Origin of the sequence: Paraburkholderia nodosa DSM 21604 (genome assembly GCF_000519185.1) — a bacterium.
In the GTDB taxonomy this organism is placed as follows: Bacteria; Pseudomonadota; Gammaproteobacteria; order Burkholderiales; family Burkholderiaceae; genus Paraburkholderia; species Paraburkholderia nodosa.
Map to the genome: position 1 here is coordinate 82,872 of NZ_JAFA01000008.1, position 12,797 is coordinate 95,668.

At 68.0% G+C, this 12,797-nt stretch carries 6 protein-coding genes and 1 pseudogene; 2 read left to right on the forward strand and 5 right to left on the reverse strand.

Going from position 1 to position 12,797, the window contains the following annotated elements:
- Window positions 1–810: 810 nt before the first annotated feature.
- Window positions 811–2,055, forward strand: a pseudogene (locus A3CW_RS54430) (pseudouridine synthase); the annotation flags it as partial.
- An 87-nt stretch (window positions 2,056–2,142) separates the two neighbouring features.
- Here A3CW_RS54430 and def read toward each other — a convergent pair.
- The 5 genes from def to A3CW_RS46220 form a co-directional block, all read right to left on the reverse strand.
- Window positions 2,143–2,676, reverse strand: a complete 534-nt coding sequence (gene def, locus A3CW_RS0113590) for a peptide deformylase (RefSeq protein ID WP_028204067.1) — start codon at window positions 2,674–2,676, stop codon at window positions 2,143–2,145.
- Window positions 2,673–4,742 carry an NAD-dependent DNA ligase LigA gene (ligA, locus tag A3CW_RS0113595; protein WP_028204068.1) on the reverse strand — a complete coding sequence of 690 codons (2,070 nt, stop codon included), beginning with the start codon at window positions 4,740–4,742 and terminating at the stop codon, window positions 2,673–2,675. The genes def and ligA overlap by 4 nt, the downstream gene beginning before the upstream one ends.
- A gap of 298 nt (window positions 4,743–5,040) precedes the next feature.
- Window positions 5,041–6,324, reverse strand: coding sequence for a cell division protein ZipA C-terminal FtsZ-binding domain-containing protein (locus A3CW_RS0113600; protein ID WP_028204069.1), 1,284 nt, complete (start codon window positions 6,322–6,324; stop codon window positions 5,041–5,043).
- 144 nt (window positions 6,325–6,468) lie between these two features.
- Window positions 6,469–9,987, reverse strand: coding sequence for a chromosome segregation protein SMC (smc, locus tag A3CW_RS0113605; protein WP_028204070.1), 3,519 nt, complete (start codon window positions 9,985–9,987; stop codon window positions 6,469–6,471).
- 169 nt (window positions 9,988–10,156) lie between these two features.
- Window positions 10,157–11,260, reverse strand: a complete 1,104-nt coding sequence (locus A3CW_RS46220) for a DMT family transporter (protein WP_081771649.1) — start codon at window positions 11,258–11,260, stop codon at window positions 10,157–10,159.
- Window positions 11,261–11,560: 300 nt separating this feature from the next.
- On the opposite strand from A3CW_RS46220, the gene dapC reads away from it, so the two are divergent.
- Window positions 11,561–12,784: a succinyldiaminopimelate transaminase gene (dapC, locus tag A3CW_RS0113615; protein ID WP_028204071.1), complete on the forward strand. Its 1,224-nt coding sequence runs from the start codon at window positions 11,561–11,563 to the stop codon at window positions 12,782–12,784.
- Window positions 12,785–12,797: the final 13 nt, after the last annotated feature.

Consider the following 12,797-nt stretch of genomic DNA (forward strand, 5'->3'; position numbering starts at 1 on the left):
GCATCGGCTGCGAAGACTTCCGCTGGGAAGCCTGCCCGCACCTCGGCCGGCCGCGCCACGCCTCGCACCGGCGATACGCGTCCGGGCGAGCGCCCGGCGCGACCCGCTCGCGAAGGCGGGTTCGGCGACGAGCGCCGCCCGGCCCGTCGCTCCGGCGATGAGGCACGTGGATTTTCGCGCGGCCGTAATGAGGGTGACGAGCGCCGCTTCGCGCGTCGCCCCGAAGGCGATGACCGACGCCCGCCGCGTAGCCGCGAAGAAGGCAGCGCACGCCCTTTCGCGCGCCGCACCGAGGGTGATGACCGTCGCCCGCCTCGCAGCCGCGAAGAAGGTGGCGGACGCTCCTTCGCGCGCCGCCCGGAAGGTGACGATCGCCGCCCGCCTCGCAGCCGCGAAGAAGGTGGCGAGCGTCGCTTCGAACGACGCACCGAAGGCGAGGATCGCCGCCCCGCGCGTGGCCGCGACGAAGGCGGCGCACGCCCCTTCACGCGCCGCCCCGAGGGTGACGACCGCCGCCCGCCGCGCAGCCGCGACGAAGGTGGCGAGCGTCGCTTCGAACGACGCACCGAAGGCGATGATCGCCGCCCGCCGCGTAGCCGCGAAGAAGGTGGCGACCGACGCTTCGCGCGCCGCCCCGAAGGCGACGACCGACGCCCGCCGCGCAGCCGTGACGAAGGTGGTGCACGCCCCTTCGCGCGCCGCGCAGAGGGCGACGACCGCCGCCCGCCGCGCAGCCGCGACGAAGGTGGCGAGCGCCGCTTCGAACGGCGCACTGAAGGCGATGACCGCCGCCCACCGCGCAGCCGCGAAGAAGGTGGCGCACGCTCTTTCGCGCGTCGCCCCGAAGGCGATGACCGCCGCCCGCCGCGCAGCCGCGACGAAGGCGGTGCACGCCCCTTCGCGCGTCGCCCCGAGGGCGATGACCGCCGCCCGCCGCGCAGCCGGGAAGAAGGTGGCGACCGACGCTTCACGCGTCGCACCGAAGGCGATGACCGCCGCCCGCCGCGTAGCCGCGACGAAGGCAGCGAGGGACGCTTCGCCCGCCGCCCGGAAAGTGACGACCGCCGCCCCACGCGCGCCGGCGACGAGGGCACGGAGCGCCGTTTCGCGCGCCCGGTGAAAGCCACCTCGCGCGATGACCGCGAAGGCGCCGCACCGCGTGCACGCCGCAGCGCAGACGAAGGCGGTGGCGGCCGCAAGACCGCCGGCCCTGTCAAATCGGCCGGGAAGCCCCCGCGCCGCACCGATGACGGCGAATCCGCACCGCGCCGCACACCGCGGGAAGAAGTCGATGGCGACAACACCCTGCGCCTGTCCAAGCGCATGTCCGAACTGGGCCTGTGCTCGCGCCGCGAAGCCGACGAATGGATCGAAAAGGGCTGGGTGTATGTGGACGGCGAAGTCGTCGACACGCTAGGCGCCAAGGTCACGCCGAATCAGCGCATCGAAGTCGATCCGGCCGCGCTCGCGGCGCAGGCGCGCCAGGTGACGATCCTGCTGCACAAGCCCGTGGGCTATGTGTCGGGCCAGGCCGAGGACGGCTATGAGCCCGCCGCCACGCTCGTCACCGGCGAGAACCATTGGGACGGCGACCACTCGGGTATCCGCTTTTCGGCGAAGCATCTGCGCACGCTCGCCCCGGCTGGCCGGCTCGACATCGACTCGACCGGCCTGCTCGTGCTGACCCAGGACGGTCGCGTGGCCAAGCAGTTGATCGGCGAGAGTTCGGACATCGACAAGGAATACCTCGTGCGCGTCACCTACAACGACATCGAGACCGAAATCGACCAGCACTTCCCGCCCGAGTTGCTCGCGCAGTTGCGCCACGGCCTGTCGCTCGACGACGTGCCGCTCAAGCCCGCGCAGGTGAGCTGGCAAAACGGCGAGCAGTTGCGTTTCGTGCTGCGCGAGGGCAAGAAGCGCCAGATCCGCCGCATGTGCGAACTGGTCGGCCTGAAGGTCGTGGGCCTCAAGCGTGTGCGCATGGGCCGCGTGCTGCTTGGCGCGCTGCCGCAAGGCCAATGGCGCTATCTGGCCGCCGACGAAGCGTTCTAACGCCACGTCGGGCCACATCGGCGCCCGACGCCGCGCCGAATGAGAACGGGAGCCATCTGGCTCCCGTTTTTCTTGATGCTTCGATCGTCAGTCGTCGTTGTTCGGGTCGAGTTCCGGAAACAGAACCTCGGTAAAGCCGAACTTCGAGAAGTCGGTAATGCGCATGGGGTACAGCTTGCCGATGAGGTGATCGCATTCGTGCTGGACGACCCGCGCGTGAAAGCCCTCGGCCACACGCTCGATGGGCGTGCCGTACTGATCGAAGCCGTCATAGCGGATCATCGAATAGCGGCTCACGGCGCCGCGCATGCCCGGCACCGAAAGACACCCCTCCCAGCCCTCTTCCATGTCGTGCGACAGCGGATGGATGACCGGGTTGATGAGCACCGTTTGCGGCACGGCCGGCGCCTCGGGATAGCGCTCGTTCTGTTCGAAACCGAAGATCACCACCTGCAGGTCGACGCCGATCTGCGGGGCGGCGAGTCCGGCGCCGTTCGCCGCGTGCATGGTGTCGAACATATCGGCAATGAGTTCGTGCAACTCGGGCGTATCGAAGTGATCGACCGGCCTCGCAATGCCAAGCAGGCGCGGATCGCCCATTCTGAGAATTTCGCGAATCATGTCGTTTGCCCCTCCAGGAGCTTGCGCATTCCTTCTTCGTCGAGCACCGGCACGCCGAGTTCCTCGGCTTTTGCGAGCTTGCTGCCCGCATCGGCGCCCGCCACCACGTAATCGGTCTTCTTCGACACCGAGCCGGCGACCTTCGCACCGGCTGCTTCCAGCATCTCCTTCGCCTCGTCGCGCGCGAGCGTGGGCAGCGTGCCGGTGAGCACCACCGTCTTGCCGGCCAGCACGCCGACCGGCGCCTTCGGCGCGGGCGGGCCTTCCGCCCATGTTACTTTGCCCGGTGCGCGCAGTTGCTCGATCACTGTGCGGTTATGCTCCTCCGCAAAAAACTCGTGTATCGCGAGCGCGACGATAGGGCCCACATCGTTGACTTCGAGCAATTCTTCGACCGACGCGCTCATGATCGGATCGAGCGAGCCAAAGTGCTTCGCAAGATCCTTGGCCGTCGATTCGCCCACGTGCCGGATGCCGAGCGCGTAGACGAAGCGCGCAAGCGTCGTGGCTTTGGCCTTCTCGAGCGAGTCGAGCAGGTTCTGCGCCGACTTGTCCGCCATGCGCTCGAGCTGCGCGAGCGTGCCAAAGCCGAGATTGAACAGATCGGCGGGCGTGCGCACGAGGTTCTGGTCGACCAGCTGGTCGATGATCTTTTCGCCCAGGCCGTCGATATCGAGTGCGCGGCGCTGGGCGAAGTGCCAGAGCGCCTGCTTGCGCTGGGCCGGACAGAACAGGCCACCCGTGCAGCGGGCGATTGCCTCGTCGGGCAGACGCTCGATGCGCGATCCGCAGACCGGGCATTCAGTCGGCATCACGAACTCGTGGACATCGGCCGGACGGCGGTCCATGAGCGCACTGACCACCTCGGGAATCACGTCGCCGGCGCGCCGCACGATCACCGTGTCGCCGATGCGGATGTCCTTGCGCCGCACTTCGTCTTCGTTGTGCAGCGTGGCGTTGGTCACTGTCGCGCCGCCGACGAACACCGGCTCGAGCCGCGCCACCGGCGTAATCGCGCCCGTGCGGCCGACCTGAACGTCGATGGCCAGCAGCTTCGTGAGCGCCTCCTGGGCCGGGAACTTGTGCGCGAGCGCGAAGCGCGGCGCACGCGAGACGAAGCCGAGCGCGTCCTGCTCGTCGCGGCGGTTCACCTTGTAGACCACGCCGTCGATGTCGTACGGCAGGCCATCGCGCTTCTCGCCCACGGCGCGGAAGAATTCCAGCAGACCTTGCGCGCCCTTCACGACCGCTCGCTCGGCATTGACAGGCAGGCCCATTTCTGCGTACCAGTCGAGCAGTTCGCTATGGGTGGCCGGCATCGGCTCGCCCTCGAGCACGCCAATGCCGTAAGCGAAAAACGACAGCGGCCGCTGCGCCGTGATTTTCGGATCGAGCTGACGCAGACTGCCCGCCGCCGCGTTGCGCGGATTCGCGAATTCCTTGTGGCCGGCGTCGCGCTGACGCAGGTTCATGCGTTCGAAGTCGCGGCGGAACATCAGCACCTCGCCGCGCACGTCGAGCACCTTCGGCACGCGCTTGCCCTTCAGGCGCAATGGCAGCGAGCGGATCGTGCGCACGTTCTCCGTGACGTTCTCGCCGGTCGCGCCGTCGCCGCGCGTGGAGGCCTGGACGAACACGCCGTCGACATAGCGCAGCGAGATGGCGAGGCCGTCGAACTTCAGTTCAGCGGCGTATTCGACCTCGACGATTCCGGCGCCCTCGATCTTGCCGAGCGCATCGGCCACCCGCTTGTCGAACGCGACGATGTCCTCGTCGGCAAAGCCGTTGTTGAGCGACAGCATCGGCACGTCATGGACCACGGGCTCGAAGCCCCCGGCGACTTCGCCACCCACGCGCTGCGTGGGCGAATCGGGCGTGATGAGGTCGGGATGCGCGGCCTCGATCTGCTGAAGTTCGCCGAACAGCTTGTCGTATTCCGCGTCGGGCAGCTCCGGCTGGTCGAGCACGTAGTAGGCGTGATTCGCACGCTCGAGTTCGGCGCGCAACCACACCGCGCGCTGCGCAGCGGTGGCTTCTTCGGGAGGACGGGCGGGAGTACGGACCATGCCTTGGGCAACTCGCTGTGGAAGAGATTTCGGACGTCAGATTATCTCAGGAAGCGGCGCGTGTCGCATCGACCGAACGGCCATCTTCGTGCGCCGCCGAACGGGCCTCGCCAGCGTCCTGGCCGAATGGCCAACGCGGTGCCTGTCGCATCGCCGCCCAGCTCCAGCCAGGTGAACCTGAACACACTGCAACACGCGTGCCGACGCCCTCCGCGCCGCACCGCCTGCGCGCAAAAAAAAAGCGCGGCGCCCTTACGGCGTCGCGCCCTGTCTGTTGGCCGCTTGCCGGCCTGCGGCGTTACTGGCTGAACAATCGCCGCGTGGCCGGCGAGCCGGCCGGAATGCCGGCCTGCTCCAGCTTCGCGTAAAGCGTCATGAGCTGCTTGTCGATCGACTGCAGCACCGATTCCGGCAGCGGCCGGCGCTGGTCGTCGACCACGCGCCCGCCAATGCGCTCGGCAAGCGACTTCGCGTAGTCGCACATCAGTCGGAACGGCAGGATGTCTTCGTCGGCCACGGGCACGTCGAGGATCAGCGTGATCAGCTCGCCGCCCTTGTACGTGAGGTCGTCGCGCAGGAAGTTGGTGTCGCCGAACTGCAGCATGAAAACGGGGCTCTGCTTCGCGTCGAGCTTCACGAAACGCGTGCCGTCGCGCGAAAGCAGCAAGCCGTCCTGCGCCGCCACGGCCTGCACGTAGTTTGCCGACCACGGCGCGCCATCCGACATCACGTTGACGGAAAGCTGCGCGTCGCATTGCGCCGCGAAGCCGTCCAGTTCGCGCGCCATGGCGACCGTCTCCATCATGTCCGGAAACTCGGGTGCGGCGTCGAGCGCGTCGGCGAACTGCTGCACGCCGGTCACGAATTCCGAGAACTCGAGTTCGTTGAGCGGACCGTTGCGATTCGCGAGTTGCGCAGCCGCGCGCAGTTCCTCGTAGCGCACACCGCTCTGGAGCAACTCCCAGCCGTCGCCCCCTTCGGGTTTGCCTTCGATGTGAACCGGCTTGCTGCCCGCGCGGCGCAGCCGCTGCGCCAACGGAATCACCCGCTCGCCCGCCACCGGCGCGCCAAGCCGGATCGGCACGATGCAGTCAATGCGACGGTCGACCACGGCGGGCGGCGCCGAAGAGATCGTCGTGGCGGCCGGCATGACCGGTTCGATCCTTTCGGCTTCGTCGGCGTCGTCCTTTGCGGGTTGCGCGGCAGCCGCGCTGGCAGCCGGCGCCTTGTCGCCCCCCTCGTCCGCACCGGATTCAGCCTCCGGAAAGCCGTTGGGCGTCGTCGTTTCCGCCTGGATGTCGGCCGGCGTGTCGAGCGGCGCAGCGGTCCCGAAACCCGGCTCCACTCGCCCGGCTTCCGTGCTGCCCCCGAGCGACGGCTCGCGGCGCGACGGAGCATGCGCCGGTTCGATGAACGGGCTCGGCTCCTGGAACTCGTCGCGCTGCTGCGCTTCGACCGCCTCTTCGGGCATCGGGCGCGGCATGCGCCGGCGCACCCTCGCGCCCTGCCACGCGTTGTATACCACCACGCCCCCGACTACCACGGCGCCCGCGCCGATCAACCCGAGAGTCAACTCATCCATGCATGCTCCATCAGCAATTCTTATTCGACGGCGCGCGCATTCTGTGCGCCGTTTCTGTGGCGAGCGCATTGCGCGCGGCGGCTGCCTAACCGATGGCGCCGCCGGCCGCGCATTGCGCGCCGTCCGTTAGACCGTATAAATCGATTAGACCGTATTCTGGGCGAAACCCGCCGCAGTTTCCATGTCGACCGCGACGATGCGCGAAACGCCCTGCTCCTGCATCGTCACGCCAATGAGCTGCTGCGCCATCTCCATGGCGATCTTGTTGTGCGAAATGAACAGGAACTGTGTTTTGTCCGACATCGCGCGAACAAGGTTCGCGAAGCGCTCGGTGTTCGCGTCGTCGAGCGGCGCATCCACTTCGTCGAGCAAACAGAACGGCGCCGGGTTGAGCTGGAACATCGCGAACACGAGGGCCGTGGCCGTGAGCGCTTTCTCACCGCCGGAGAGAAGGTGAATCGTCGAATTCTTCTTCCCGGGCGGTTGCGCCATCACCTGCACGCCGGCGTCGAGAATCTCGTCGCCGGTCATGATGAGCTTCGCCTGACCACCACCGAACAGGCGCGGGAACAGCTCGCCGAAATGACGGTTCACTTCATCGAACGTGCCCTGCAGCAGCGTGCGCGTTTCCTGGTCGATCTTGCGGATCGCGTCTTCGAGCGTTTCGATCGCGCTCGTGAGATCGGCCGACTGCGCGTCGAGGAAGGTCTTGCGTTCCTTCGCCGCGGCCAGCTCGTCGAGCGCGGCCATGTTCACGGGCCCAAGCGCCGTGATCGCGTTGTTGATGCGCGTGACCTCGCCTTGCAGATACGACGGCTTCATATCGGCCGTGAGCTTTTCCTGCAGCGCGGCCTCGTCGACGCCCGCGGCCTGCAGCTGCTCGACGAACTGCTCGCCGTTCAGGCGCGCGGCCTGCTCCTTCAGCTGAAGTTCGGTGATGCGGTCGCGCAGCGGCTGCAGCGCGCGCTCCGCGGCGAGGCGCGTTTCGTCGGCGGCGCGTAGCCTGGCGCTCAGGTCGTCGAGTTCGGCGCGCGCGGCGCGTAGCGTGTCTTCCTTCTGCGCGCGAATTTCCAGCGCGTCCTGCAGGCCCGTGTGCGCGGTCTGCTGGTTGATCGTTTCCAGCTCTGCGCGCGCGTCTTCGAGCGACGCGGCCACGCGCTCGCTCTGATCGTGCGCGACCTGAATGTTGCGCTTCAACTCTTCGATGCGGTTCGCCATGTTGCGCGCGGCAAAGCGCGCGTCGGCCGCCGCGCGTTCGAGGTCGCGCGCCTCATTGCGAGCCGCGCCGAGTTCCTCGTCGAGCGCCTCGAAGGCGAGCTGGTTGTCCTCGAAGCGGGCCTGCAGTTCGGCGAGTTCCACATCGTGGCGCTCGAAGTTCGCTTCCGACTCCGCGCGCAACGCGCGCTGCTCTTCGATCTGCGTGCGAATCTCGTCGAGCTCTTCGCGGATCTGCGTACTGCGCGCCGTGTAGCGCTCATGCGCCTGGGTCAGCTTCAGCACGTCCATCTGCAGCGCGTGCACGCGCTGGGTCGCGCGCTCGGCCTGCTGGCGCACATCCGTGAGCACCTGGGCCGCCTGCGTATGCGCCGCTTCCACGCGCACGACAGCCGTGCGCGCCTCGTCGGCGAGCAGCGTCTGGGCGCGCACCTGGCGCTCGAGATTCTCGATTTCCTGCTGACGCGCGAGCATGCCGGCCTGCTCGGTGTCGGCGGCGTACAGCTGCACACCCACGCGCGTCACCATGTGACCGGCCTTCACGACGAACGCGCCGCTGCCGGGCAATTGCGCGCGCTGGGCGAGCGCCTCGGCGAGATCGCCCGCGACGTAGGTCGAGCCGAGCCATTCGGCGAGCACCGCGCGCAAGCCCGCATCGTCGATCCGCACGAGCGAGAGCAGCGGCGTGAGGCCCGCGGCCGCAGCAGGAGCCTGACCCGCGGCCGGCGGCGAATAGAACGCGAGCTTCGCAGGCGGAGCGTCGCTCGCGAATGCCTTCACCCAGTCGAGGTTCGACACCTCGAGCGCGGCGAGCCGCTCGCGCAGCACCGATTCGAGCGCCGTTTCCCAACCCGCTTCGACGTGCAGCTTCTTCCACAGCCGCGGCAACGCGCCCAGTTCGTGACGTTCGAGCCACGGCTGGATCTTGCCTTCCGTCTGCACGTTTTCCTGCAACTGCTTGAGTGCAGCGAGGCGGGCTTCGAACTGGTGGATCTGTGCGTTTTCCGCCTGCACGCGCTCGTGCGCGGCGCGGCGTTCCGCGTCGAGACGCGGCACCGTTTCCTGCGCGTCGGCCAGGCGCGCCTGCGCTTCGTGCAGGACTTCCTCCTGCTCGGCCAGCTGCATGCGCAGCTCTTCGAGCTGGGCTTCGTCCGGCGCGTCGAGGCCGCCTTCCTCCGACTTCAGACGCTCGTGGCGCTGCTGAAGCTGCTGGAGCATCTGGTCGGCGTTGCGCTGATGCGCGGCTTCGAGCTTGATGGCCTGCTCGGTGCGCGCGATGCCCGCGCGCTCGTCGTTCAGTTGCGCCTGCGCGTCGCGCCAGCGGTTTTCGAGCGCGGGCAGCGCTTCCTGCTTCGCCGCCGCATCTTCCTCGGCCAGCGCCGCCTTTTCCTCGGCGATCGCCAGTTGTTCTTCGGCGTCTTCGATGTCGTCCTGCGCCTTCTGCGCCTGGACCTGCCATTGCTCGCGCTGCGCGGTGAGCGCGGCGATCTGCGCCTGCACGCGATTGCGCGACTCGACGATGAACTTGATCTCGGCCTCGAGGCGGCTCACCTCGGCGTTCGCTTCGTAAAGCGAGCCCTGCGCGCCCTGCATGGCGTCGCTTGCCGAGTAGTGGGCCACGCGCAGCGTTTCGAGCTGCGCTTCCACTTCGCGCAGCTGCGCGGTATGGCGCTCCAGGTCGATCTGCGCCTGCTCGATCGCGCGCTGTTGGCGTTGCTGCTCGCCCGCTGCCTCGTTCTTGCGCAGGAGCCACAGGAGGCGCTGCTTTTCCTCGCCCTCGGACTGCAGCTCGCGGTATTTCGTGGCAACGACCGCCTGGCCCTCGAGCTTTTCGAGGTTGCTGGACAGCTCGCGCACGATGTCTTCGACGCGCGTGAGGTTCTCGCGCGTGTCGTGCAGACGGTTCTCGGTCTCGCGCCGGCGCTCCTTGTATTTCGAAACGCCCGCGGCTTCTTCGAGGAACACGCGCAGCTCTTCGGGCTTCGCCTCGATGATCCGCGCGATCATGCCCTGCCCGATGATCGCGTAGGCGCGCGGGCCGAGGCCCGTCCCCAGGAAAATGTCCTGGATATCGCGCCGGCGCGCCGGCAGGTTGTTGATGTAGTAGCTCGACGTGCCGTCGCGCGTGAGCACGCGCTTCACGGCGATCTCGGCATACTGGCCCCACTGCCCGGCGGCGCGGCCATCCGCGTTGTCGAACACCAGTTCGACGCTCGCGCGGCTGCCCGGCTTGCGTGCGGTGGAACCGTTGAAGATGACGTCCTGCATCGACTCGCCGCGCAGCTCGGACGCCCGGGATTCACCCAGCACCCAGCGCACCGCGTCGATGATGTTGGATTTCCCACAGCCGTTTGGCCCGACCACCCCGACGAGTTGGCCCGGAACCTGGAAATGCGTGGGATCGACGAATGATTTGAAGCCAGCGAGTTTAATCGAAGTCAGACGCACGGCGATATCGCTGTTGGAATAGTGGTGAACGGGACCGCCCGTGCCGTACGTCGCTTGCCGCCGCGCATCCGGTATCGATCGCGCGACGGCGGAGTGCGCACTGGGCAGCCGCCACGGCTCGCCGTACGAACGCGCATGCGCGCGTGCGGCCGGCGGGAATCAGCGGCAATCATACCATCGCACGCGCGCCATTCCGCGCGCGGGAAGGCCCTGGCCCCGTGCCGCCGCCTGCGCTGCCATCGCCGTTGCCGCCGCCGTTGCCATCGTCGCCGCCGGGGCCGTTGCTGTCGGCGTCGTCCGCGTCATCGGTGCGGCTGGCGTCGGCGTGGGTCATGACGCTCGCGTCGGCACTCGCGTGTGCGCCGCCCTTGCGCGCGTCCTGCGCCCGGTGCACCCAGCTCGACAGCAGGGAAGCAAGCACGATGCACGCGCCGCCAGCCCATTCGCGCGGGCCCGGCGTCTCGCCGGCGAAGAGCCACGACGTGAGCGCCGTCACGACGATCTCGAACAGCATGATGATCGAGGCGCGGTTCGCCGGCACGCGGGCAAGCCCGTACTGCACGAGCATGTTGTTGCTGCCGAGCACGATGCCGAGCGCCAGCACCAGCAGCACGACGCGCGCGAGATGCTCGCCCGCCGGCGCGGCCGACATCGGCTCGAAACAGGAGGTCAGCGCGCCGAACAGCGCCGCGCCCGCGAAGATCACGGCGGTGCGCATCTCCGGCTTCATGTGCGGCAGCACGCGGCTCGTCTTCACGACGAGCACGTTGCTCATCGCGAAACCCATGCCGCCGATAAGACCCGCCCATTCGGCCGCGTTGGCGGGCAGCGGCACGCCGAGCTGCGGCGACCAGAGCATCAGCACCGCACCCAGCAGCGAAAGCGCCGCAAGCGCGCCGCCCGCCCAGTTCAGGCGCTCGTGCAGGATGAAGTGCGCGAAGATCGCCGTCCACGCCGGGGTCAGATAAAAGAGCAGCAGCACGCGCATCACTTCGCCGTGGATCGCGCCCCACACGAAACCGACGTTGGTCACGCCCGCGGCAAGGCCGAGCATCGGCAGCACCCAGTGCCAGCGCACGGTCGCGAGCGAACGCCAGCGCAGCACCAGCACGAAGAGGCAGCCTGCCGCGCTCGTGGCAGCGCTGGAAGCCGTTCCGGTGAGCCCGGCGGCCGCCAGCATGCGCAGCGGATACCAGACAAAACCCCAGACAGACGCGCCAACCATGATGGCAAGCGTCGGCCAGGCGGCGCGCAAGCCCGTGCTCTGGCTCATTGCTTGGGCTTCCCTTGTCGCGGCCGCGCATTCGTAGCACGCGCGTCGTCATTCGAAAATTTCATGCTTTCCTTTATTTCGTTGCCCGGCAAGCACCGGTGGCGCCAGGGCGGGATCTGGCCAGCGCCCGCAGCAGCAGCAGCGCCACGCTATAATCGACCGCTTGCAGCCACAGCAGGGCCGCGCCTCGCATCCGCGTTTTTCGCCCAGCGCGGTGTAACTGGCTCGCCGGCCCGCAGTGGCCACTCCGATCCTGCGCGCCACGCCACCCGTCTTTCGCCCACGCCTGTCCAGCCCCAAGTGAATCCGCTACTCGACACCCTTCAGTCCTATCCCTTCGAAAAGCTGCGCGTGCTCTTCAAGGACGTCACGCCGAACGCCGGCCTGCGCCACATCAGCTTCGGGATCGGCGAGCCGAAACACCCCACTCCCGCGCTGATCCGCGACGCCATCGTCGCTTCGCTCGACGGCCTTTCGTCGTACCCGGCCACGGCGGGCACCCCGGCGCTGCGCGAGTCGATTGCAAACTGGGTGAAGGCGCGCTATGGGCTGCCGGCCATCGATGCGAACACGGAAATCCTGCCCGTCTCGGGCTCGCGCGAGGCGCTGTTCGCGCTCGCGCAGGCCGTGATCGACCCGACGGCGGGCGTGAAAGACCCGGCAAAGCGGGCGATCGTACTCTGCCCGAACCCTTTCTACCAGATCTACGAAGGCGCCGCGCTGCTGGGCGGCGGCGAGCCGTACTTCGTGAACAGCGATCCGGCCCGCAACTTCGCCTGCGACTATTCGCAGGTTCCCGAAGAAGTCTGGGCCCGCACGCAGCTGCTGTACGTGTGCTCGCCGGGCAATCCCACGGGTGCCGTGATCACGCTCGACGACTGGCGCGAGCTGTTCGCGCTCTCCGACCGCTACGGCTTCGTGATCGCCTCGGACGAGTGCTACTCGGAAATCTACTTCGACGAAGCCACGCCGCCGCTCGGCGGTCTCGAAGCGGCGCACAAGCTGGGCCGCGGCTTCGAGCGCCTCGTGATGCTGTCGAGCCTGTCGAAGCGCTCGAACGCGCCGGGCATGCGCTCGGGCTTCGTAGCCGGGGACGCCGCCATCCTCAAGCAGTTCCTGCTGTACCGCACCTATCACGGCTCGGCCATGTCGCCCGTGTGGCAGTCCGCCAGCATCGCGGCCTGGGGCGACGAGGCGCACGTGCGCGAAAACCGCGCGAAGTACGTGCGGAAGTTCTCGACCGTCACGCCGATGCTCGCCGACGGGCTCGACGTGAAATTGCCCGACGCCGCGTTCTATCTGTGGGCCAACGTCGCGCGCACCGGCCTCACGGACACCGCGTTCGCCCAGCGTCTCTACGCCGACTATAATGTGACGGTCCTGCCCGGCTCGTTCCTCGCGCGCGAGGCGCATGGCACGAATCCGGGTAAAGACTTCGTGCGCATGGCGCTCGTCGCCGACGTCGAGGAGTGCATCGAGGGCGCGCAGCGCATCGTCGAGTTCTGCCGCTCGCTCAAACCGTAAAGCCTTTGCGTGC